This window comes from Pseudomonas sp., assembly GCF_030147005.1.
Lineage (GTDB): Bacteria > Pseudomonadota > Gammaproteobacteria > Pseudomonadales > Pseudomonadaceae > Aquipseudomonas.
This window is the reverse complement of record NZ_JASLAW010000028.1, coordinates 25,819-50,268: the sequence shown is the minus strand read 5'-3', so window position 1 is coordinate 50,268 and position 24,450 is coordinate 25,819. Positions and strand designations below refer to the sequence as shown.

The window sequence follows — 24,450 nt, the reverse complement described above, 5'->3', positions numbered from 1 at the left end:
AAAAAGAAGCCCGCCAATGCAGCAGCGAGGGAGTTACCCTCGATCCCCCAAGAACTGATCGAGCAGTTTGTTAAAGGCCCGATGAGTGCCGAAGCCATTCAAGACGCCTCCATGGCGTTCAAGAAGGCGCTGATCGAACGTGCGCTAGGCGCCGAGCTTGGTCACCACCTTGGTTATCCTCAGGGCGCGGAGCGCCCTGAGGAGTCAACCAATCAGCGCAACGGCAAGAGTAGCAAAACGGTTCTGACCGGCGACGGCCCGCTTCGTCTGGATATCCCCAGAGACCGCGATGGTAGTTTTGCCCCGATCCTGATCCCCAAGCACGAACGCCGCTTTACAGGCTTCGACGACAAAATAATTGCCATGTACGCCCGGGGCATGACGGTGCGTGAGATCCGCGCTTTTCTGTCCGAGCAGTATGGAACCGACGTGTCCCCTGACTTCATCAGCTCAGTCACCGATGCAGTCATGGAAGAAGTCGGCACCTGGCAACAACGTCCCTTGGAACCTATGTATCCGGTCATCTTCTTTGATGCGCTACGGGTCAAGATCCGGGACGAGGGGTTAGTGCGCAACAAGGCTATTTATCTGGCGCTGGGCGTATTACCTGATGGCACGCGCGAGATTCTGGGGATCTGGATCGAGAACACCGAGGGGGCCAAGTTTTGGATGAAGGTCTTCAACGACCTTAAAACCCGTGGGGTAGAAGATGTTCTGATCGCCGTCACGGATGGCCTCAAAGGGATACCGGAGGCCTTGGGAGCGGTTTTTCCTGCCACGACGCTGCAAACCTGCATCGTGCATCTGATCCGCAACAGCTTGGACTATGCCGCTTGGGATAAGCGTCGGGCATTGGCCAAAGCGCTCAAGCCGATCTACCAGGCAATCAATGCCGATGTGGCCGAGCAAGAGCTTAACGCCTTTGAAGCGGGGCCTTGGGGCAAGCAGTATCCGACTGTAGTTGCTGCATGGCGGCGCGCCTGGGATAGGGTTATACCGTTTTTTGTTTTCCCGGCGGGCATCCGAAAAGTGGTCTATACGACCAATGCCATCGAAAGTATCAACGCTCAGCTACGGAAGATTATTAAAACTCGAGGGCACTTCCCGACTGATGAGGCGGCAACGAAGCTGATCTGGCTGGGGTTGCGCAACATCACAGCCAATTGGGGCCATGCGGCACACGACTGGAAAGTGGCAATGAATCAATTTGCGATCCTGTACGGAGACCGATTTACCAGACCGAGCTGGTAAAACAACGGCCTGCCTGACGGCAGGCCCTAACCAGCCCGAACACAAAAAAACTGATACTCCCATCATTCTGACCGATCGCTATCAACCTCGCTTTCAGCTTCTGACCACTACATTCTGACGGCGTTGATTATCGACCTGCACCTTTTCGCCGCCCGCCCCGTTCACAGCCCCTCTCACAAGAACACCATTCGTCTATCACCCGGCACTCTGCATCCCTTGACGCCTCTGAATAGTAAGCGCGGATATCCCGAGCGTAAGAACGGAGAGCCAGCATGCACATCAATGAAAATGCCCCAGGTAACCTGTCCCAGCAGGCAGTCACCCGCAGTACCGATAACGAAACAGGCCACGATCCGAAGCGTGATGAGGACAAAGTTCCACTGCCGCCGGATGACGAGGCGCCGCTGGAAGAGGATATGTCTGATGTGGATGCGGCCGATTCGGTGGCGAGTGAGCATCCGGACAACTAGTGATTGATTCAAGCTCGTAAACCCGGCCTGGCGCCGGGTTTTTTTTGCGGTGCGGGGCTCACTTAAGCGCTTATCCCGCAGGGTCGGACTGGTTTAAAGAGTTGGGGTGCTGCGTCGTCCGGCGGGAGCAAGCTCCCTCGCTACAAGTTTTCTTGGGTCTTGAATGGTCGGTTTTTTCGACGAGTGACGTGTCTGGATCAAGGGTTCTGGCCCGACGAGGGTTGTCATCGGTGGTTTAGCCGACTACCCTGAAAATGTTTGAATTATTACAAACAATTTCGGTGTGACTGTTTTTCGGTCACACGGCTTCAGGACGAGGAACGAAAAATGTTTTCACATGAAGGTACCGCACTAGAGCTGTTGACCCTGGTTTTCGGTGTTACAGGGCTGCTCCTAGTGGCCTGGTTTTTTCATCACCAATACGAACTCAGAACGCGCAAGCGTGTAAAAAAACAACATGCCGGCGATAAGCACAGTTCAGCGCAAAGCCGCTGAGCTCTTAACCCTGCGCCAACCTGCGGCTGGCCTCAGTCAGCCGCCTCGCTTCTGCTGATTCGCTGCTCTTTGACTTCTTTTGCATAGGCTTCCAGACGTTTCTGCTGGACAGCTAAAAGTGCGCACACCTTCATCAGCCGCGCCGCTTGATCACCTGCGTTGCCGGCGGCGGCCATGGCCGTCAGCTCAACCACCGACCAGCCGACTACAGCGCTGGCGTCCTCAAGGTCGTAAAACAGTTCCTGTTGCGCGGTGCGGGGGCCGTCCAGATCGTCTATCAAGGTGTGCATCCTGGTCCGTGGTCTTGAAACCACTGATTCATAGGCAAAGAAAAGCCCGCGATGGGGGAGCGGGCTAAAAGGTGTTCATGTAGGAGCTGGGTTAACCTTAGGCCCTCATCTGTGAAAGCTTTGTGAAACCCATGTCGACAAAGTGTATTCCTCGATCCGGCACCAGCTGTACGGGGCGATAAGCCGCACAACCCTCTACTGTCGCAGGCATATCAACCCCGCCTGGATCCAGCGCCATGTTCATGTCCACCAGCCTTCTGTCAGCCTTTGTGCTGTTCGCTTTTGTGTCTTCGATCACGCCGGGGCCCAACAACACCATGTTGCTGGCCTCTGGTGTGAACTTCGGCTTCCGCCGTTCGATACCCCATGCACTGGGTATCAGTATTGGTTTTATGGTGCTGGTGATTTGCGTGGGGCTGGGCCTGGGCGAAGTGTTCAAGCTGTTCCCATGGGCATACACCTTGTTGCGTTATGTCGGGGCTGCTTATCTGCTGTACCTGGCCTGGAAGATTGCCAACGCCGGCGGTATGGCCGAGAGCAATGACGAACAGAGCAAGCCGATGACCTTTCTCGGCGCGGCGGCCTTCCAGTGGGTCAACCCCAAGGCGTGGATCATGGCGCTGGGCGCGATCACGACGTACACGCCGGCCGAGGGTTACGTGACTAACGTGCTGGTGATTGCGCTGGTGTTTGCGGTGGTCAACTTGCCGAGTGTGTGCGTGTGGGTCGGCTGCGGCAGCGGCTTGCGTAGCGTATTACGCGAGCCGCGCTGGTTGCGGGTGTTCAATTGGACAATGGCGGCGTTGTTGGTGCTGTCGCTGTATCCGATGTTCTTTGTGGGGTGACGGCCCATCAAACCGGCGAGATGGTCGCCAGCAAGCCGATACCGATGGTCAACACCAGAAAACCGAACAGGAAAATAGCCATCTTGGTCATAAGGCCTCCGAAGGGAAGGGGGACGACAGAAATGTCGGGATGGCGTCATTGTCCGCTTCGGACAGTTTTCGGTACAGAGGCAGATAGCGCTCAAAAAACCGTATCAGATTGCGCGGCGGTAGCCAGGCCGCAGGTTTTCACGCGCCACCGGTTTTTAAAGATCAGCGGCATGGAGTGAGACAGGTACCGCGTTTGCCCCTAAGATAGCGCCCATTGCATCAACAATAAGAGTGGGCCAACCCTCGATGGAAAGACGCCAGTTCAGCGGTGGCATGAAGGGCAAGAACCTGCGCTACCTCAATGACAATCCCCAGCAGCCGTCGGCGGTCACCCGCATCGGCTTCCTGCTGCTCGAACACTTTTCGCTGCCGGCATTCACCCAAACCCTCGACACGCTGGTCACCGCCAACCTGCTGCGTCCCGAGCTGTTCGCGACACGCACCTTCGGTTGGGACGAGAAAGAGGTCATCAGCGATCTGGGCCTGGTCATCCGCCCCGATGCGCGCCTGGAATTGGCCGTGTTGCCGGACATGGACTTGCTGGTGATCTGTGGTGGATTTCGCACCGAACTCAAGGCCAGTGAAGACTTCATCCACATCCTGCGCGCCGCGGCCGAACAGGGCATCGGCCTTGCCGGGTTGTGGAACGGTTCGTGGTTTCTCGGCCGCGCCGGATTGTTGCAGGGCTACCGCTGCGCCATCCACCCGGAACATCGCCCGGCGTTGGCGGAGGTGTCCAAGGCCGCGCAGGTGACCAGCGAGCCCTTTGTGATCGACCGCGACCGCCTTACCGCCTCCAGCCCGTCGGGCGCCTTTCATATGGCCCTGGACTGGATCAAGAGCCTGCACGGCAAAGCCTTGGTCGAAGGCATCGAAGACATTCTTGCGTTCGAAGAATCGCGCTACCGACGTATCAAACCGACCGAAAACGTCTGCGTCAGCGCACCGCTGCGCGAAGTGGTCAAGTTGATGGACGCCAACCTGGAAGAACCCCTGGAACTCGACCAGCTCGCCGTCTACGCCGGCCGTTCGCGCCGCCAGTTGGAGCGCCTGTTCAAGGAGCAACTGGGCACCACGCCGCAGCGCTATTACATGGAGTTGCGCGTGACCGAAGCGCGGCGCCTGTTGCAGCACACCGAGCTGTCGCAGGTGGACGTGCTGGTGGCCTGCGGTTTCGTGTCGCCGAGTCATTTCAGCAAGTGTTACAGCGCATACTTCGGCTATCGCCCCTCTAAAGAAAAGCGCTTGGTCAAGTAGTGGGGTTTCAATGTTTTCTCACGGAGGATCGATGGACATCACGCTTTTGGATCGTTATCGCGGCAGTCTGCTTGGGCTGGCCTGTGGCGACGCGGTAGGCACCACAGTCGAATTCATGCCTCGGGGCACCTTTTCGCCCGTCACCGATATGGTCGGCGGCGGGCCGTTCAATCTCCAGCCGGGCCAATGGACCGACGACACTTCCATGGCGCTTTGCCTGGCCGAAAGCCTGCTGCGCAAGGGCGGTTTTGATGCGGCGGATCAGATGGGGCGTTACCTGAACTGGTGGAAGTGGGGCTATTTGAGCTCAACCGGTGAATGCTTCGACATTGGCATGACGGTTCGTGAAGCGCTGGCGTCCTTTGAGAGCAATGGCGAGGCGTTTTCCGGCTCTACAAACCCGTACTCGGCCGGCAATGGTTCGATGATGCGGCTCGCGCCTGTGGTGCTGTTGTACTTTCCAGACCTGGAAAACATCCGCCGATTCAGCGCGCTCAGTTCGCGCACCACGCACGCTGCCCAGGAAGCTGTCGAATGCTGCCTGTTGCTGGCCGAGGCCATCGGCAACGCCTTGCGCGGTGCGCCGAAGCATGAAGTGTTGCGCTTGGTGGATACCGCGCTATCTGCGCCGAAGGTCATGGCGATCGCCCGTGGTGAATACCGCGACAAGGCACAGGCAGACATCGTAGGCTCGGGGTATGCGGTCGCCTCACTGGAAGCGGCGTTCTGGTGTTTCGAGCACACCTCCGGTTTTGCCGAAGCGGTACTCGCAGCGGCCAACCTGGGGGACGATGCCGATACGACCGCCGCTATCGTGGGGCAGTTGGCCGGTGCGTATTATGGCGTTCATGCTATTCCCATCGGTTGGCTGGACAAGCTCTGCCAGCGCGACGACATTCAAGAGACCGCCGATGCATTATTCACGGCCTCCTCGAATCCATCGTCTTAAGGGTTATCAGAACCGGTCCAGTCGATACGCCTGCAACCCAGGCACTGCTTCACCGCTTGCCAACTGAGCGATTTTTTCCGCCGTCACCGCCGCCTGGGTCAATCCCAGATGCTGATGACCGAACGCAAGCAGGACTTTGCCGTCGCACACCCGGTCGATGATCGGCAGTGAGTCCGGCAGGGAAGGCCGAAAGCCCATCCACGGCGTGGCGTCATCGGCATTCAGTGGCTGGCGGAACAAACCCTTGCTCAAGCGGTGCAGCTGCCACGCGCGCTGCATATTCGCCGGGCGTTGCAGGCCGGCGAATTCAACGGTGCCGGCCAGGCGCAGGCCGTCGGCCATGGGCGTCATGATGAATTTGCGCTCCAGCGACGTGACGGCAAATGGCAGGCGCTGGTGTTCGTGGGGCAGCATCAGGTGATAGCCGCGCTCGGTGTCCAGCGGCACTCGCGTGCCGGTCAGTGCGCTGGTGAGACGGGCCGAGTGGGCGCCGCATGCGATCAGGACCTGGCGCGCCATCACTACGCTGTGATCCGTTATCAATGACACGCCGCCATGCTCCACGCGCCCGTCCACGACGCGCTGTTGCAGGAACTTCACACCCAAGGCCTTGGCCGCATTTACCAACTCGCCGACCACGGCGTACGGGTCGAGAAAATGCCCGGTGCCCGGAAAAAACAAACCGCCCTGTATCGCTTCGCTCAATTGCGGCGCCGCCGTGCGCACCGCTTCAGCCGACCAGAACGCCACGGGCACGCCTTGCTGCTGCATCCGTTGTTGCAAGGCATCCAGTGCCGCACGGGATTCGGCGCGCTCGTAGACCAGCAGCGAACCGTCTTCGCGCAATAACTGCGGTTGCCCGATAGTGTGCAACAGCCGCTGCCACGCGCCGAGGCTGGCCTCATTCAAAGCACGAATGCCGGCGACGGTGCGCTGGTAGCGCGACGGCCGCAGGTTCAGCAGCAAGCGCATGAACCAGGGCAGGGCGCGGGGCAGGTACGCCCAGTCCAGGCGCAGCGGGCCCATGGGATCGAGCAGCATGGCCGGCAAGCGCTTGAGGATCGACAGATCGGCGATGGGAAACACCTGCTCGGTCGCCAGGTGCCCGGCGTTGCCATAGGAGGCGCCCATGCCGGGCGCCTGAGCGTCGATCAGCAGCACCTGCCGCCCTTGTCGCGCCAGTTGCAGGGCGCAGGCGACACCGATGATGCCGGCGCCGATCACGACGATATCCGCTGAACAAGGCTTGGCCATCGTTTATGCCTCTCTCCGGCCGTCGAGCAAGCGGCGCAACAGCAAAGGGTTGCCGTGCTGCAAGGCGGTGGGCAGCAAGCCGTCCGGGAAATCCTGATAGCACACCGGGCGCAAAAACCGCAGGATCGCCGCCGTACCCACCGAGGTGCTGCGCGCATCGGAGGTTGCCGGGAACGGCCCGCCATGCACCATGGCGTCGCACACTTCCACGCCGGTCGGCCAGCCGTTGACCAGCAGGCGGCCGGCCTTGCGCTCCAGCACCGGCAACAAGGCGTGTGCCTGTGGCAAGTCAGGTTCATCCAGATGCAAGGTGGCAGTGAGTTGACCTTCCAAGTGTTCAGACACCCGTCGTACCTGCTCGGCATCGCTGCATTCCACCACCAGCGAGGCCGCGCCGAATACTTCGGCCTGTAAATGTGGGTTGTCGAGAAAAGCCTGGGCCTGGGTGACGAACAGGTGGGCCTGGCCCTGGTTCGGTCCGCTCGCCGACATGCCCTTCGCGGCGATCCGCGCATGCTTGGCCAAACTGCCTACGCCGCTTTCGAAGGCGTTGAAGATGCCGGGGCTGAGCATGGTCTGGGCCGGGCTGCGCCGCAGCGCGTCGCTGGCGGTGTTGATGAAGCGGTCCAGGGCGGCGCTTTGCACGGCGATCACCAGGCCAGGGTTGGTGCAGAACTGGCCGGCGCCCTGGGTCAGTGAGGCGACAAAGTCCTCGGCCAGCGCGTCGCCACGTGCTTGCAGCGCGGCTGCAAACAGGTACACCGGGTTGATCGAACTCATTTCCGCATACACCGGAATCGGCTCCGGGCGCGCTTGCGCCGCTTGGCACACTGCGACGCCGCCACGGCGCGAACCGGTAAAGCCCACCGCCATGATGCGTGGGTCGGTCACCAGCGCCGTCCCCACTTCATACCCTGTGTCGTAAAGCAGAGAAAATACGCCGTCCGGCAAGCCACAGCGTTGCACCGCCTTCGCGATAGCGCGGCCCACCCACTCACTGGTGCCGGGGTGGGCGCCGTGGGCCTTGACGATCACCGGGCAGCCGGCGGCGAGTGCCGACGCGGTGTCGCCGCCCGCCACGGAAAAAGCCAGGGGGAAATTGCTGGCGCCGAATACCGCCACCGGGCCCAGCGGAATGTGGCGTTGGCGCAGGTCTGCACGGGGCAGGGGTTGGCGCTGGGGTTGCGCGGTGTCTACCCGCACGTCCAGCCATTCGCCCAGGCGTACGGTGCGGGCAAAGGTGCGCAACTGCCCGCAGGTGCGGCCGCGTTCACCCTGGATACGGGCACGGGGCAGGCCGGTTTCTGCGACGGCGCGTTCGATCAGTGCATCGCCGAGGGCTTCGATGTTGTCTGCGATGGTTTCGAGAAACGTGGCGCGGGCGGCCAGGGAGGTTTCGCGATAAGCATCAAAAGCCGACCACGCCAGTGCGCAGGCCTGCTCGACCTGTTGCCTATCGCTGCCGGCATAGGCCGGTTCCAGTGGCGTGTCGGTGGCGGGGTTGATGGCCCGGACCGCCTCGCGAGTACCGGAAAGGGTTTGCTGACCGATCAGCATCTTGCCCGTCAGAGTCATGGGTTCATCCTGGAAAACACAGAGGTGGGTGTAGGTGTCGAGTTTTCTGTGGCGAGCAACCTTGCTTGCGCTGGGGTGCAAAACGCCCCCAGAAAAGCCGGAGACTGCCGCGCAGTCAGCGCGAGCAAGCTCCCTCGCCACAGAAAATCAATCGACGTTCTGCTCGGCCGACCAGTTGGCGTACCACTGGCGGAACAGCGCGTACTGTTGCTCGGCATAACGGCGTTGAGCGTCGCTGAGTACATCGGTTTCGTTGAAGTGCAGGGCGTAGCCCTGGTCACCGTTGAGTACCATCAAGTGCTTGTAATACAGCACCAGGTCGCAGCCTTCGTCGAACGAGGACAATACCGCCAGCGCGGCTTCCAGTTCGTGCGCCTGGCGACGGGCCCCGGCATCGCCCTTGGCGGCTTGTTTGCTCAGCGCCACCAGTTGCAGCACTTCCCGTGGCAGCGCATTGCCGATGCCGGTGATGGCGCCGGTCGCGTTGCAATTGACGAAGCCGTGCACCACTTGGGTATCGACACCCACCATCAGGGTCACGTCATCGTCCTGGGAGGTGATGTGTTCCGCCGCATAGCGCAGGTCGGCGCCGCCGCCGAATTCCTTGAAGCCGATCAGGTTGGGGTGCTCGCGGCGCAGTTCGAAGAACAGATCGGCGCGGGTGGCAAAGCCGTAATACGGGCTGTTGTAGATCACCGCCGGCAGGTTGGGCGCCGCGTTGAGGATCGCCGCGAAGTGGGCCTTTTGTGCGGTGACGGACGCGCCACGGGACAGCACGCGCGGAATCACCATCAAGCCATGCGCGCCGACCTTGGCGGCATGCGCGGCGTGGGCCACGGCTTCACGGCTGTTGACTGCCCCGGTGCCGACGATGGTCGGTACACCGGCGGCCACCAGGCGCGCCACGCCTTCCTGGCGCTCGGCTTCGGTGAGCAGCGGCCAATCGCCCATGGAACCGCAATAGACGACGGCGCTCATGCCGATATCGATCAGCTCGCGCCCCTTGGCCACCAGGGCATCGAAGTCCGGTTTGCGCGCGGCGGTGCACGGCGTCATCAGGGCGGGCATGCAGCCGGTGAAGATGTTGTCGCTCATGGTGCTGACTCCTTGGTACTTGAGTATGAAGAAGGGCTCAGATGCCCCAGGCAAACGGGTCTTGCTCGTCGATCAGCAAGGTGCTGTCGGCGGTCATGTGGGCGCGGCCGGTGATAAATGGGCGCACGCGTTCGCCGTCCCATTCATAGCGGGCCTGGAATTGGCTGCCGGTGATGCTGGCTTGTACCCATGGCTCACCGGGGCCGAGTTTGCCGTCGGCAGCCAGGCAGGCGAGCTTGGCGCTGGTACCGGTGCCGCAGGGGGAGCGGTCATAGGCCTTGCCGGGGCACATCACGAAGTTGCGGCTGTCGGCATGGGCGTCATCGGCGAACAGTTCGATGTGGTCGATCAGCGCGCCGTCTTCGCCGTGGATGCCCTGGGCTTCAAGGGCCCTGAGCATGGCCCAGGTATAGTCGGTGAGGGCGTCTACGTTGTTCATCTGCAACACCTGGCCGTGCTCGGACACCAGGAAAAACCAGTTGCCGCCCCAGGCGATATCCCCCACCACCGCACCATGGCCGGGCACTTCCACCGCGACCTGTCGGCGATAGCGATAGGCGGGCACGTTGCGCAAGGTCACCGTGCCGTCGGCGTGCAGCGTGGCCGCCACCGGGCCGACCGGCGTGTCGAGGGTGTGCACGCCCGGCTCGATCAGCCCCAGGTAGTGCAACGAGGCAACCAGGCCGATGGTGCCGTGGCCGCACATGCCGAGGTAGCCGGCGTTGTTGAAGAAGATCACACCACAGGTGGCGCCTGGGGTGACCGGCGCGCAATACAGCGCGCCCACCAGAACATCGTTGCCCCGTGGTTCCAGCAGGCAGGCGCGGCGCCATTGATCGTGGTGGGTGCGCAGGTCGTCGAGTTGATCGGCGATCGTGGCGCCCGTCAGTGCGGGAAAGCCGTTGATGACCAGGCGCGTGGGTTCGCCGCCGGTGTGGGAGTCGATTACGTGCAGGCGTTTCATGCAAGGCTCCATCAATGAGTGGCGGCAGAGAGCGGGGTGCTGTGGTGATCGTCAGTGACGGCTTCGCTTTCGTCCTCTTCGCTGTCCAGGCGCACCAGGTGGGCCGGTACGCCGGTGGCGGCGCCCCAGTAGTAAATACCCAGGGCGCAGACCGCCACCGCGACAGTGTCGAACGGGTGGCTGATGAGGCCGGTGCCGCCAAAACTGCCGAGCTTGGAGAGCAGGATGGTCACCGCGTAGAACCCGATCAGCCAGGCCGACGAGCGCACTTGTTGCTTGAGATTCAGGTGCGCGGTGGGCACCCAGCGTGCGCACAGCAGGTACACCACGAACATCAGGATCTGCAGGCCGAGCAGCCAGGACACGGTGCTCCAGCCCGACCAGTACACAATCAGCGCGGCGATGATGAACGACAGCGGGCCCAGTACCGCCATGCCCTTGACCCGGAACGGGCGCGCCAGCTGCGGTGCATTGCGGCGCAGCGCTGCCACGGTGACCGGGGCCACGGCGTAACTCAGAATCAGCGCGGCGGAAACCACATTGATCAGCGCTTCCCAGGACGGGAACGGCAGGGTCCAGAACACCGACAGGCCAAAGGTCAGCCACAAGGCCGGGCGCGGAATGCCGGACTTCTCGTCAATGCGGGTGAAAATCTTGAAGAAGGTGCCGGTCTGCGCCCAGCCATACACCACGCGCGGGGTAGCGTTCATGTAGATATTGCCGCAGCCGCTCGGCGAGATCACCGCATCGGCCACCACCAGGTAGGCCAGCCAGCCCACGCCGAGTGCCAGGGCGATATCGCGATACGGCAGAGCCAGTTCCTTGCTGATCCCGGCCCAGCCATTGGCGAGCATCTCCGTGGGTACGCCACCCAGGAAGGCGGTTTGCAACAGCACGTAGATCGCGGTCGACAGCAGTACCGAGAGGATCAACGCAATCGGAATCGTGCGTTGCGGGTTCTTCACCTCACTGGCCACCGAAATGATCGGCGTCAGCCCCAGGTAGGCAAAGATCACCCCGCCGGCCGACACTGCCATCTCGATGCCCGACAGCCCGAACGGCGCAAAGCCATGCATCTGGAAGTTGGCCGGCTTGAAGAAGGTGAACAACACACCAATCACCAGCAACGGCACGATGAACTTGAACACGCTCACCAGGTTATTGGCGATGGCGAAGGTCTTCACGCTGCGATAATTGAGGATGAAGAACAGACACAGCAGCGCAAATTGCACCAGCCAGCCCAGGGTGGTCGGGTCGCTGGAGCCGGCCTTGGTCAAGCCGGGAAACCACGCCGCCGCGTATTGGCGCGAGGCGACCACTTCAATCGCCACCAGGCTGGAAAATGCGATCAGCGTGATGAAACCCATCAGGTAGCCCAGCAACGGGCCATGGGAATACACCGGGTAACGCACCACGCCACCGGCACGGGGCAGGGCGGCGCCGAGTTCGCAGTACACGATGCCCAACAGCAGCACCGCGAACCCGCCGATGAGCCAGGAGATAATCCCGGCGGGACCGGCGATTGCAGAGACATGACTGGCGGCGAACAACCAACCCGAACCGAAGATGGCCCCCAGCCCGATAAAGGTGAGGTCCATCAGTGACAGCTGTTTCTTGAACTTGCCTTGGCCTGACATAGCGGCGCCTTCTTGTGAGTTATTGGATAGGCATGCAGTGGCGCTATCGTGAACCCGATAAACGGGCGGCGATTGATGTTTTGCGCTGGGATGGATGACGAATTCAGCACAGTTTCTCGCGCTCGACAGCGTCTCGGGCTTGGGGCAACCTGCTTGGCGTCGGGGTCAGAAACGGGCGATGAAGGTCATGGTGCAGAACGTGTTTGCGAGTCTCTTCCAGGGCGATCGGCCCCACAGCATCGAGCAATTGCTGACGGGCGCAGCACAGTTGTTGCCGTTGCTGGATGTGATCCCCAACGCCGCGATTTTCATCAAGGACATCGACGCCCGCTACGTCCTCGCCAACCGCACGCTGGTGCAGCGCTGCGGCCTGCGGCAACTGCAACCGCTGCTGGGCAAGACCAGCGCCGAGGTGTTCCCCGCACAACTGGGGCCGGGTTATACCGAGCAGGACCGGCGTGTGCTGCAACAGGGTTTCGTGCTGGAAGACCAGCTTGAGCTGCATCTGTACGGCAGCCGTGAACCCGGCTGGTGCCTTACCCACAAATGGCCGCTGTATAACGATAGCGGCGTGATCATCGGCCTGGCCGGCATCTCGGTCGACTTGCAATCGGCCAGCGAAACCCACCCCGCCTATCAGCGCCTGGCGGCGGTGGACGAGCACATCCGCGCGCACTTCAACCGGCGTGTCACCCTGGGTGAGCTGACGCGCATCGCCGGGATTTCCGTGGCGCAACTGGAACGCTACTGCAAGCGTGTGTTCCACCTCACCCCCCGGCAAATGATCCAGAAGGTACGGCTGGAGCATGCCCATCGCTTGCTGCATACCGAACTGCCGATTACCGACGTGGCGCTGCAGTGCGGGTACACCGACCACAGTGCGTTTACCCGGCAGTTCAAGGCGTCGACGGGGTTTACGCCCAGGCAGTATCGGCAGGCCACCCAAAGCTTTTTGTAGGCGCGGGCTTGCTTGCGAAAAACTGACAGGCGCCGCGTTCGTTCAGGAAGCACGCGTTACCGTTGACGTTTTTCGCGAGCAAGCTCGCTCCTACCGTTGGATCTGCATCCCGATGCAACGAATCGCCTCGGTCGTCGCTCCTATGCTTACGAGTAACCTTTAACGACCACAGGTATCAGGCTTATGACGGCGGCGGACAACGATCATGTGAATTGGCTGGTGCAACAGTCCATGCTGCACGCGGCGCGTCAGCGGGCCAAGCTCTATTCGGGGCAGGGGCGAATGTGGCAGCAACCCTACGCGCAAACCCGGCCGCGTGACGCTTCAGCCTTGTCATCGGTATGGTTCACGGCGTATCCGGCGTCGATCGTGACCCGCGAAGACGGCACGGTGCTGGAGGCGCTGGGGGACGAAACCTTGTGGCATGCGTTGTCGAAAATCGGTATTCAGGGCATTCACAACGGGCCGCTGAAAAAGTCCGGCGGTTTGTCCGGCACTCGGCACACGCCCACCATCGACGGCAACTTCGACCGCATCAGCTTCGACATCGACCCGCAATTGGGCACCGAGGCGCAGTTGCAGGCGTTGACGCGCATGGCCGCCGCGCACAATGCGGTGATCATCGATGACGTGATCCCATCGCATACCGGCAAGGGTGCGGATTTTCGTCTGGCGGAAATGGCCTATGAGGACTACCCCGGCCTGTTCCACATGGTGGAAATCCGTGAAGAAGACTGGCCGTTGCTGCCGGAAGTCGTCGAGGGCCGCGACGCGCAGAACCTCAGCCCACAGCAGGTGGATGCGCTGCGCGACAAGCACTACATCGTCGGCCAACTGCAGCGCGTGATCTTCTTCGAGCCCGGCGTAAAGGAAACCGATTGGAGCGCCACGCCCGTGGTTCTGGGTGTCGACGGCAAGCCGCGACGCTGGGTGTACCTGCATTACTTCAAGGAAGGGCAACCGTCGCTGAACTGGCTCGATCCGTCATTCGCCGCCCAGCAGATGATCATCGGCGATGCGCTGCACGCCATTGATGTGATGGGCGCCAAGATCCTGCGCCTGGACGCCAACGGCTTCCTCGGCGTGGAGCGCAAGCTCGATGGCAGCGCCTGGTCGGAAAGCCATCCGCTGTCGGTCACCGGCAACCAGTTGCTTGGCGGAGCGATTCGCAAGGCCGGCGGTTTCAGTTTCCAGGAACTCAACCTCACCCTGGATGACATCGCGTCCATGTCCCATGGCGGCGCGGATCTGTCCTATGACTTCATCACCCGGCCGGCTTACCAGCATGCGCTGCTGATGGGCGACGCCGAGTTCCTGCGCCTGATGCTGCGCCAGATGCACAGCCTCGGCATCGATCCTGGCTCGCTGATCCACGCCCTGCAAAACCACGACGAACTGACGCTGGAGCTGGTGCATTTCTGGACGCTGCATGCCCATGACAGCTTTCTGTTCCAGGGCCAGACCTTCCCCGGCAACATCCTGCGCGAACACATCCGCGAGCAGATGTACGAACGCCTGACCGGCGAGCACGCGCCGTATAACCTCAAGTTCGTCACCAACGGCGTGTCTTGCACCACCGCCAGCATCATCACCGCCGCCCTCGGCATTCGCGACCTGGATGCGATCACCGCGGCCGATGTTCAGCAGATCCGCCAGATCCATCTGCTGTTGGTGATGTACAACGCCATGCAACCGGGGGTGTTTGCCTTGTCCGGTTGGGACCTGGTGGGCGCGTTGCCGTTGGCGGCCGAAGAGGTCGAGCATTTGATGGCCGACGGCGACACGCGCTGGATTCATCGCGGCGCCTACGACCTGGTCGACCTCAACCCCGAGGCAGAGCTGTCGGCGGGCCAGATGCCGCGTTCCAGAAGCCTGTACGGCAGTTTGAACAGCCAGTTGCAGGACCCGGACTCATTTGCATCGCAATTGCAGAAGATTCTAGGCGTGCGCCGCGCCTACGATATTGCGGCGAGTCGCCAGATTCTGATCCCGGACGTCGAGCACCCGGGTCTGCTGATCATGGTTCACGAGTTGCCGGCCGGCAAAGGTACGCAGATCACCGCGCTGAACTTCGGCGCCACGCCGATTACTGAAACCCTGCAGTTGCCCAACATCGCACCGGGGCCGGTGGTGGACATCATCAATGAGCGCGTGGAAGGGGATCTGACGGAGGAGGGGACGTTCACGATTACGCTGGATGCCTACGAGGGGCTGGCATTGCGGGTGGTGAGCAGTACGCCGATGTGAACCGAGGGCGGGCGCTGACGAGCCGGGTTGAACGACGGTCAATGTCGTTCAACCCGGCAAGTTTGCAGTCAGGGCAGCGTCAGATGATCAGCGGTGCTTGTTCTTGTGTTTATGCTTGTTGCCTTTGTGTTTCTGGCCGGAGCGGTGATTATCCCCATCATCGGCCAGGTTGTTGCCTACCGCGCCACCGGCTGCGCCACCCAGGCCTGCGCCGATGGCCGAACCGGTGCTGCCGCCCAGGTGATTACCGATGACGGAACCGCCAGCAGCCCCAACCCCGCCGCCCAGCGCCGCTTCCGCTCGATTGCCTTTTCGCGCGCCTACCGCACCGCCGGCTGCGCCACCTACACCCGCGCCGACGGCCGCGCCCGTCGAGCCACCAAGCTGTTGGCCCACCACATTGCCCAGCACGCCGCCTACGCCGCCGCCCAGAGCGGCTGTGCCATCGCCGGCAGCCGAGGCCCCTTGGGAGATCAGGATGCCCAATGCAAGGGCAGGGAGAGTCATTTTCATTTTTTTGTACCTCAAGGGCTGTCTCAGGCGCTCACGGGTTAAAGCACGCCTGGCGTTCAGATTAGAGCACAAGCGGTAACCCCGCAGTTCTCGCAATAGCGATATCACCCGAAAATTTTTTTTCAGCGCCCTTGAATTCTTTTTCAGCGTCCATAAATTTTTGATCACGCGATGCCGAATACGGGTCGCGTACTAAATCACTTGGAGAAACTCAGGAGATTTTAAAATGGCTACTACCCTTTCGTTGGCCCCACTGTTCCGTCAATCGGTGGGCTTTGATCGCTTCAACGACCTGTTCGAGTCGGCGCTTCGCAGCGAGGCTCCGAACTCCTATCCGCCTCATAACGTGGAAAAGCACGGCGATGACGCCTACCGGATTGTCATCGCAGTGGCTGGTTTGACTGAGGAGGACTTGGATATCCAGGTCGAAAGGGGCGTATTGACGGTTTCCGGCGGAAAACGCGAAACCGACGAGAAGGTCGCTTACCTGCACCAAGGTATCGCTCAACGTGCTTTCCGGCTGTCGTTCCGCCTGGCGGACCACATCGAAGTGCGTGGCGCATCCTTGACCAATGGGTTGCTGAGCATCGACCTGCTGCGCGAAGTGCCTGAAGAGGCCAAACCCAAACGCATCACGATCGGTGGCGAGGCGAAGCCTGAGCTGCGTCAGGTAAGTTTGCAGTAACGCAATCGGCGGTAAGAAGGCGCTCTACGGAGCGCCTTTTTTGTAGGCGCAGCACCTTACCGACGAGGTCACTGCCTGCCGGCTCATCCATTTTGAACTGCCGACGCCGCAGGTTGCCGAAAATGTTACTACCTGAGAGGACACAGCCATGGCCGAAGAAAAACGCGAAGCACCCGAACAGCAAACGCCGGCGCACTCTACCGAGGAAGAGCGTGAGCGACTGAAGGATTTCAACAAGGACGGCATTCCGCCCGGCGCTTGCTGACCCATGCGTTGACCACCCATGCAGCGGCGCGTGATGCGCCGCAGCCTGGGCGCGGCAAGTACGCAGTAAAAATGATAAGGGCCTGCTCAGGTTCCCTTCTGGATCTTTGCGTATTTATCTAGCGCTTGAGCACTTATTCCTTCTCTAGGCTGGTTGTTTCCCCTGTCGCCTGTGAAGGAAACGCCCATGCCCGAAAACAATCCGCTGCTGCTGCCGTATGATCTGCCGCCGTTCTGCGACATTCACGCACACCACCTGGTGCCCGCCATTGAACAGGTCATCAGCGAAAGTCGCAGTGCAGTGGCCACGATTATCGCCAGTCAGGCCGCCTTCCCAACCTGGGATGACCTGGTGCTGGCCATGGATGAAGTGCAGGCACGCCTGGATGAAGTCCTGTCTATCATCGAGCTGCTGAGCTCCACTGACCAAGGCCCGACCTGGCAGCAGCAATCGCTGCACAGTCGCGAGCTGGCGCTGCAGTACAAAGCGGAGTTGGCGTCGAACAACGACCTGTATCAGCTCTACCGGCAGTTGGCCAATAGCCCGATCGCGGCCCTTTACGACGAGCAACGCCAGTGCGTACTGCACAAAATACTGTGCAATTTCCACTTGGCCGGCGTCGAGCTGTGCCCCGACAAGCAGTTGCAACTCAACGCGTTGAACCTGGAAATCGGCCAGTGGAGCCAAGAGTTCCTCGACCGCGTGGCCGATTCCAACCGCGCCTGGCGCAAGCACATCACCGATAAGTCGCTGCTGAGCGGACTGACTCACGCCACCCAGGCACGCATGCGAGCCGCCGCTCATGCCGCAGGCCTGGAGGGCTGGTTGTTGAGCCTTTGCGAGCAGTCCTTTCGTGAGGTCATGACCCATGCCGATCATCGAGCCTTGCGCGAAGAAGTGATGCTGGCTTACTACAGCCGCGCCGCAGGCTCCGGCCCAGATGACCTGACATTCGACAATGAACCGGTCCTGACGCTGTTGCTCGACAGTCGTCATCAAAAGGCGCAGCTGCTGGGCTATTCCGATTTTGCACAGCTGGCGCTCGTGGAGCAGATGGCTCAAACGCCGGAGCAGGTCACCGCCTTTTTGCACCGGCAGCTTGACCTGGCGCGCACGACGTTTTCCCGTGAGCTGCAACAACGTCAGCATTACGCCGCGCAACACGGTATTGACGCTCTGGAGCCTTGGGACCACGACTATTTCGCGGAAAAAATTCGCCAGGATCTGGCCGGCGTCTCCCAGGAGGTCGTGCGCGAGTACTTTCCGCTGGAAACGGTTTTGCAACGCCTGTGCACGTTCATCCAGACACTGTTCGGCGTGGACCTGATCGAACAGACCACGGTCGATGCCTGGCACCCGGACGTGCGGGTATTTGCAGTAAGCGAGTATGGCGAGCCGATCGGATATTTATTCATTGACCCTTATCACCGCGAAGGCGGGGCAGGGCACGGCGCTACGGCTACCCTGCGCAATCACCGGATTACTGCCGAGGGGCGACCACGACGGCCCATCGCCGTGCTGAAACTGCAGTTGCCGCGCCCTGCAAAGACTCAACCGTGCCTGCTCGATCATCTGCAATTGCGCGTCCTGTTGCACGAGTTCGGTCACTGCCTGCAGCACGTGTTGACGGCCGCTCCGTACCGGTCGATCTCGGGAATTGAGCAGCTCAGCACGGACGCCGCGGAATTCGTCAGCCAGGTGCTGGAGCAGTTCTGCTTTGCTGCGTCGTTCCTGGTCTCGGTATCGGGCCATTTCCAGACCGGCCAACCGCTGCCTGAGGACATGGCCAACAGAATAAACCGCTTCATTCACACCCAGACCAGCCAGGAAACCGCCAGGGTGCTGCTCACCAGCCTCGTTGACTTTGAACTTCACCGTACCTATGGCGACGGCCGTACACCCCATGAGGTTTTTATCAGTGCCAACGCCGAGATCGGCTATTTGCAGTGGCCCCAGGGCGTGCGCCCGCTCAATAGCCATGAACAATGGGTCGGCGGCTATGGGGCCAAAACCTATTCTTACGTCTGGGCCCGTGTGTTGGCCAAACAGGCATTTGAACGATTCGAGCGTGATGGTCTGTTCAATGCGGATACCGGACGGGCATTTCGTGAAACGTTTCTTACGCCGGGAGACACCCGTACGCTGATGAAAGCGCTGGAGCTATTCCGGGGTGAGGGCGATCCATGTGCCGGGCATTCCAGCGGCGCATGACGAGCCGCAGGTTGAAGGGCTCATCGCCCAGGGCAGACCGTTGGGCATGAGACGCTGATGCATATGTAATGCCGGGCCTTAAGTCGGCGATGACAGAGTGTTGCTCCCCGTTCGTTCGTGGCTGTTTACCGACGGCCACGCCAGCAAGGAGAGCAATCAATGGCCACTGACAGCCAAGCGTATTTTTTCACTGAACCCCGGACCGATCGCACGCAACTGAGCGAACGCCAGCGCGCACGCAACTTTACCCTCAAGGACCTGGACTGGTTAGACACCCTCTATCTGCCGACCGACGATTTGCGGCGGGCGCAGAAAGCGCCGATGCACGTTCAGACCGTTCGGTTGAGCGTGCCCGGCCAGCAGGCGATTGAGCTGGCGGGCGCATTCGTCATGAGCCCCGCGCCTGAAGGTGGGGTTTTTCTTTACACCCCCGCAGGCGGCCTGGAAAAGCTGCAAGACGATCAAGCACTCAAGGCGCGGCTGGGCACCTGGCTGAAGGATCCGGGACAGCGCCCTGCATTGCTGGATTACCTGTCCGTCTCGCAGCGAGCCCTGCTGACGCCTGCGTCGGTCCCGTCCTTGACCCTGCACACCGTGGCCGGAGGGGTGTTTGAGGCACAACAAAATACCCTCTCCAATAATCTGCTGGAAAACGCCCGCCTGATGCGTGAGCAACTGCTCAAACTGCCTGTTTTCACGGCGCTGCTGGATAAGTACCTGGCAACTGAACTGGCCGAATCTTTTGCCGGCGTCGACCCGCGAACGATCCAGGTACAGAGTTATGTCGTCGATACGTCCGGCCATTCAAGCGGCACAGACACACCCGCGCCCCGGCACGTTGCGACGCGCTCTCTGAACGAAACCCTACTCAGGTATTTCATCACCAACGGTTGGCCGGCGGGTGAAACCCGACGCTATGTCAACCCCGAGCACATCGCCGATCCGCCGCAATCCAGTCAGCAGGCTGATGAGCAGTTGCGTTGGGAGCTGTCCGTCCAGGGGCTGGCCCAGGGGTTGAAAACCTACGTCAAGCAACAGGCCGAGGCGTTTTGGGCGGTGTCGACGTCTGTGGGGCTTACCCGTCTGCAGCTTTTCACCCACGCCATGAGCCAGGCCTTTATCACGGTGTTACTGGACCAACAACAGCAATCCAAAATCACTGGCGAGCAACGTCTGCAACTCCAGGCCTTGCCGCTCAAGACCGAACCCGTCGCGACAGCGTCTCCTGGGTTGATACAGGTTGAAAAAGCAATGCTGGAAGGGCCTGACCAATCTTCTGCGGAGCTGGCCGGCGCGTTGATCATCAGAGGCAACCAAGCTGCAAACGACTCGGCCTGTCTGCTCTACAGCAGCGGCCACCACAGCCTGCAAGTATTTACCGAGCTGGACGCCCTGAAAAACCACCTTCTCGACAGCCTCAACCCCCGCCAGTATCCAGATGCCTGGAGGAAGCATTTGTCCATGGCGCAACGCTATAGCGAAGCCGATTTGCAGGCCCGCACTGTCACCCACATGCCCGTCACGGGGGGAGTTTTCCGCACCATCATGGAGGGCATCATCGAAAAGCAAGGCCAAAACCTTGAATACGCGCTTGAACAGTACCGGCTGAGCGGCGGCACGATGAACCTCGACGCGCTGGTCGATCATGTGCTGGATGTGCGCGCCATGATTGATCCACAATTGTCGGCCCTCGACCCGATGGGACGCTGGAGCACCCAGTTGGCGAGCACCTGGACAGCGTCCGCGACAAAGCCCGAGATCCCGCCCACGCTTTTGGCGAAGCGCCTTGCCCTGCATTCGCTCGACAACGTGATTGCCGAAATCGAACGAGGTATAGCGTCGCGCCCCTCGCTGGAGCGCTCAGCCACCACCTATCTCAACACCCGACTGCGCACGCCCAAGCAGCGACACCTGCATGCTTCATGTCTGGCGGTGCATCGTTACAGCAGCCCCTCGGCTGCCGGCGGGAAACCTCGACTTTTGTCATCCATCAGCATGGTCGAGTATTTCCTGGCCCGTGTGTGTGGCGAAGTGGCCGCACTCACGGACTCGCCGGACACACACATCTACGCAACGGCGCCTGACAAACCTGCGACCAAGACCTCGGACCTGGATGTCACCACGTTCAGTGACCTGATCGAGAACGCCATCGCCGACTTTACGCCGTACCTGCGCAGAACCCACAACCTGTACCCCAATATGCTGCCCTTGTTGAGAAAGGCCATGGAGATGGGCTTGACGGGGGAGGTGCAAGTCAGGCTTTGGAACGACGCGTTGTTGCCCCTCGATTACGAGGTGCTGTTGGCGGTAATGGGCATGTACGCCAGGGATCTGCGCCGCAGTGTCAACGGGTTCCGTCCCGACGCCTTTTGCCTGAGTGTCACCCCGGCAGAAGAAGATACCCCGCATGTGCTCACTCACTGTTTTGTGGTGACCGAACGCGGCGGGCTTGACCCTTTATATTCGGGTCGCAGCCTGCTCTGGACCCCGGCGTTGGGCTTGGAGAGCTTCCACTCATTGAACGCCTTGAAAGCGCAGGTGAATCGACGCCTCGCAGCCCCGGACGAACGATTGGTGTTCCTGGAACATCTGCCGCAACCGGACTGGCATGCGCACCCGACCTATGTGCTCAGCTCGTTGGAGCTGATCGAAGCCAACCTTGTCGAGCACCTGCAGCAGAGCGTTGCGCAGCAAAAAGAGCGTGAACTGGAGGCCATGCTGTCGATGCAGTTGTCGGTCCAGCAGTTGCGTAACCTCTGGCAGGTTCAGATCACGCAGAACCTGGCGCCCACCAATCTGCAACGCGCCAGGGACATGGTTCAGAGCATGATTGTGCAGCATGGCCTGCAATGGTTTGGCCAGGCCGGCGCGGTCGATCAGCAGCTCTATATCGAACTGCTGGAGCAGTACCGAAACAACGTCATCGACAATCAGGATTACCTGCACGAGGTCGACTCGCTGGTCGAGTTTACGCGCAAGAAGCTCGGCGGCTTGCTCAAGGACCTGGATGAGCAAAATCCTGTCACCCCTGATGAAATCGAAGTCGGGCTCCCGGCACAAGGCAGCCTGCCGGCGCGTAACCAGACGCTGCTGGACTATGCCCTGAGTCATCAGTCGTACTGGCAGGATGAGGTGCCTTTGTTCGCCAGCACCGGCGCCACGCCATTGCCGGCCACGATGGATGCACAGACGCTGACAACCCGTATACAGGCGCTGAACATCAGCGCGGCTTATCAAGCTTACGTCAGATCGATACTTGGCTCCGCCAGCCCGACCTTCACCCAGCGCTATACGCGATGGGCCAAGCAACTGCCCTGGCAACTGATGCAATACGCTCACACCCAGACGTTGCAAGGCCAGCTTTCACCTGCGGCGTTCGGGTTGATTCAACAGATCATGGATATGCCGGATGCCACCGCTCGCACGAGCGTGGAAGGCACCAACGCGGTGATCTGCCCTCTGGAACTGGTAGTCGGTGCCGGCAAGAAAACACTCAAAGTGCCTGGCGCCTATCTGATCGGCTACGGCTCGGGCGACGAGACGCTGCACGTTCTCTACGCGCCCTATAGCCCGGAGCATACGCTCAAGGAATATGCCGACGAGGCCGAACTGCTCACTGAGCTGACGTCATCGGGAGCCTTGCACCGTTGGGTTTTACAGGTGGTCGGGACACAAGACCAAGCGGCGATCACTAGCCTTTTGGGACAACCGCCAGGCAGCACGGGCGTGCAGCTTGCCCACGTCCCGATTGACGCGCCCCTGTTCAAGCAGTTGTACAACGACAACGCCGAGCTGCTGGTAACCCTGCTGGGTTGCCAGAAAAAAGCCGACGCACAAGCCACCTGGGCGACGGTAAAAGCGGTGTTCTCGGAGGGCGTGCAAGAAGCCATTACGTTTTTTGCCGGCAAACTGGCGTATCCCCTGGTGGTCTGGCAAAGCTATCAACTGTTCAGCGCTTCCGCCGAGGAGCTGCAAAGCCACCAGTGGCACGACGCATTGGGGCACTTTATCGGCGGGGTCGCCCGGTTGGCTGGCCTGCGTCGCTCCCTGGCGGCAGCACCGGAGCCGAGCCCGGCGCCTCCCACGGCAACGACTTCCGTGGTGTCGTGGCCCGCGCTCGACATTACCGCAAGGTCGCGCACCCAACTTCAACGTTTTGAAACCCTCGAACCGACCCTGGCCAGCCTGACTCCGGACACCGCGCATCACCTTTACCGGACCTCTCGGAACGACACCTACGCGGCCGTGGCCGGCAAGGTGTTTCAGGTCATCGAGCAGGGAGGAGGGTGGCGTATCACCGGCGCTGGTGAAGTCGGCCCTCAGATACACCGCAACACCCGACAGCAGTGGATGATCAGCAGCAGCGACCCCTTGTTGACGGGCCGACGAGCTCTGGCACGGCTGACCAATCGCTTCTACTCCGAGCCCTTTGCGCGGCCTTCCATGAATATATTGGCCAGCGGCATGCGCGAAATTCGAGCGCTTTACGCTCAAGAGTCGTTGATGATCACCGAAGCGCTGGCATTGGCGACGTTCTATACCCGCAATGCCCAGGAAAATTTGCGCCTGCTCGCACGCTCGCCTCTCGGCGCGCCTGAGGTCGTCAGTCGAATCAAGGTGTTTTTTGGCTTGCATAAGCTTGAAATCGAGCACCTGAACAAGATGCAGGAGGTCGTGGACAAGGTGTGCAGCGCGCTGATGGACCCGTCGCTGAGCTCCCCGAACTCAACGCGATTTGTGATTGGTCGCTCACGTGTGCCGACACTCGCGGGCACGTACAAGGTGATGGCCTTTACGATCATCCCCGACCCCCATCAACTGCTGTATCTGACTGAGGCCTTTTTCAGCCCAGGCCTGCAATACACTCAGCTGTTGATAAAACCCTTCTATGTCAATGTGCACGCTCGGGCGACCACGCTCATTCACGAACTCACTCATCATGTCTGCGCGACACTGGATTTGGCCTATGTCCTGTCCACCCATCCCTTTGCCGACCTGATCGATCCCCGTACCCCGAAAGGCAATAACACTAGAACTGCGCTGGAAAACCGCCACCTTCTGAAGCTGTCGCTCAATACTCCGGTCCGCGAGTTGTTCCAGGTTGTCGACATCGCTACGGGCCTCAAGACAGACCCGGCCATGGGCACCTCGACGGAGCCTTTACTCACCAGGCTACTCACAGTCACAGGTGCCCAAACCCTCAACGATGCCCGGCAGGTATTTCGCACTGACCCCCTTAAACGGGTACTCACCGTGCTCAACAACGCCGACTCCGTCGCCTACCTGATTACACAGTTGGGGCGTCGAAAAGAGATACCTGTCGAGCAACCCGGTGACGAGCGTTGATCGAGGGGCGCTGTTGCTCAGGGCTTATGTCGCATTGAGCTAAAGGCCTTGGC

General features: G+C 60.8%; 17 protein-coding genes. 10 read left to right on the top strand and 7 right to left on the bottom strand.

Annotated elements, in window-relative coordinates; translation table 11 throughout:
- Positions 1-1,251 (top strand): IS256-like element ISPsy17 family transposase (locus tag Q1V60_RS02295; protein WP_300627084.1); only part of this gene is annotated, 1,251 nt, incomplete at its 5' end.
- 272 nt (positions 1,252-1,523) lie between these two features.
- Positions 1,524-1,721: a hypothetical protein gene (locus Q1V60_RS02290; protein WP_300627082.1), complete on the top strand. Its 198-nt coding sequence runs from the start codon at positions 1,524-1,526 to the stop codon at positions 1,719-1,721.
- 527 nt (positions 1,722-2,248) lie between these two features.
- Here Q1V60_RS02290 and Q1V60_RS02285 read toward each other — a convergent pair.
- Entirely contained in the window at positions 2,249-2,506 is a 258-nt protein-coding gene (locus Q1V60_RS02285; protein WP_300627081.1) for a hypothetical protein, read from the bottom strand.
- A 236-nt stretch (positions 2,507-2,742) separates the two neighbouring features.
- Between Q1V60_RS02285 and Q1V60_RS02280 the strand changes: the two genes are divergently transcribed.
- The 3 genes from Q1V60_RS02280 to Q1V60_RS02270 all read left to right on the top strand — a co-directional run bounded on the left by Q1V60_RS02280 (position 2,743) and on the right by Q1V60_RS02270 (position 5,647).
- Positions 2,743-3,351 carry a LysE family translocator gene (locus Q1V60_RS02280; protein WP_300627079.1) on the top strand — a complete coding sequence of 203 codons (609 nt, stop codon included), beginning with the start codon at positions 2,743-2,745 and terminating at the stop codon, positions 3,349-3,351.
- A 363-nt stretch (positions 3,352-3,714) separates the two neighbouring features.
- Complete coding sequence (locus Q1V60_RS02275; RefSeq protein ID WP_300627090.1) at positions 3,715-4,698, top strand: GlxA family transcriptional regulator; 984 nt, start codon at positions 3,715-3,717, stop codon at positions 4,696-4,698.
- Between the two features lie 31 nt (positions 4,699-4,729).
- Positions 4,730-5,647, top strand: a complete 918-nt coding sequence (locus tag Q1V60_RS02270; protein WP_300627077.1) for an ADP-ribosylglycohydrolase family protein — start codon at positions 4,730-4,732, stop codon at positions 5,645-5,647.
- Positions 5,648-5,653: 6 nt separating this feature from the next.
- Here Q1V60_RS02270 and Q1V60_RS02265 read toward each other — a convergent pair whose 3' ends face one another.
- The 5 genes from Q1V60_RS02265 to Q1V60_RS02245 form a co-directional block, all read right to left on the bottom strand.
- Complete coding sequence (locus tag Q1V60_RS02265; RefSeq protein ID WP_300627075.1) at positions 5,654-6,901, bottom strand: FAD-dependent oxidoreductase; 1,248 nt, start codon at positions 6,899-6,901, stop codon at positions 5,654-5,656.
- Positions 6,902-6,904: 3 nt separating this feature from the next.
- Entirely contained in the window at positions 6,905-8,476 is a 1,572-nt protein-coding gene (locus Q1V60_RS02260; protein ID WP_300627073.1) for an aldehyde dehydrogenase (NADP(+)), read from the bottom strand.
- Positions 8,477-8,623: 147 nt separating this feature from the next.
- Entirely contained in the window at positions 8,624-9,571 is a 948-nt protein-coding gene (locus Q1V60_RS02255) for a dihydrodipicolinate synthase family protein (protein ID WP_300627071.1), read from the bottom strand.
- Positions 9,572-9,608: 37 nt separating this feature from the next.
- The gene (locus tag Q1V60_RS02250) at positions 9,609-10,535 is read right to left on the bottom strand and encodes a 4-hydroxyproline epimerase (protein ID WP_300627069.1); all 927 of its coding nucleotides are present in this window, start codon (positions 10,533-10,535) and stop codon (positions 9,609-9,611) included.
- An 11-nt stretch (positions 10,536-10,546) separates the two neighbouring features.
- Positions 10,547-12,172, bottom strand: coding sequence for an APC family permease (locus tag Q1V60_RS02245; RefSeq protein WP_300627068.1), 1,626 nt, complete (start codon positions 12,170-12,172; stop codon positions 10,547-10,549).
- A gap of 187 nt (positions 12,173-12,359) precedes the next feature.
- On the opposite strand from Q1V60_RS02245, the gene Q1V60_RS02240 reads away from it, so the two are divergent.
- Together Q1V60_RS02240 and treS are read left to right on the top strand one after the other, a co-directional pair.
- Entirely contained in the window at positions 12,360-13,130 is a 771-nt protein-coding gene (locus tag Q1V60_RS02240; protein WP_300627088.1) for an AraC family transcriptional regulator, read from the top strand.
- Between the two features lie 183 nt (positions 13,131-13,313).
- Positions 13,314-15,377 carry a maltose alpha-D-glucosyltransferase gene (gene treS / locus Q1V60_RS02235; RefSeq protein ID WP_300627067.1) on the top strand — a complete coding sequence of 688 codons (2,064 nt, stop codon included), beginning with the start codon at positions 13,314-13,316 and terminating at the stop codon, positions 15,375-15,377.
- Positions 15,378-15,464: 87 nt separating this feature from the next.
- Here treS and Q1V60_RS02230 read toward each other — a convergent pair whose 3' ends face one another.
- Positions 15,465-15,890: a hypothetical protein gene (locus tag Q1V60_RS02230; RefSeq protein ID WP_300627065.1), complete on the bottom strand. Its 426-nt coding sequence runs from the start codon at positions 15,888-15,890 to the stop codon at positions 15,465-15,467.
- A gap of 226 nt (positions 15,891-16,116) precedes the next feature.
- On the opposite strand from Q1V60_RS02230, the gene Q1V60_RS02225 reads away from it, so the two are divergent.
- The 3 genes from Q1V60_RS02225 (at position 16,117) to Q1V60_RS02215 (ending at position 24,397) form a co-directional block, all read left to right on the top strand.
- On the top strand, positions 16,117-16,575 hold the full coding sequence (locus Q1V60_RS02225; RefSeq protein ID WP_124386804.1) for an Hsp20 family protein: 459 nt from the start codon (positions 16,117-16,119) through the stop codon (positions 16,573-16,575).
- 451 nt (positions 16,576-17,026) lie between these two features.
- Positions 17,027-19,051, top strand: a complete 2,025-nt coding sequence (locus Q1V60_RS02220; protein ID WP_300627061.1) for a M3 family metallopeptidase — start codon at positions 17,027-17,029, stop codon at positions 19,049-19,051.
- A 159-nt stretch (positions 19,052-19,210) separates the two neighbouring features.
- Positions 19,211-24,397: a DUF6543 domain-containing protein gene (locus Q1V60_RS02215; protein ID WP_300627059.1), complete on the top strand. Its 5,187-nt coding sequence runs from the start codon at positions 19,211-19,213 to the stop codon at positions 24,395-24,397.
- Positions 24,398-24,450 lie beyond the last annotated feature (53 nt).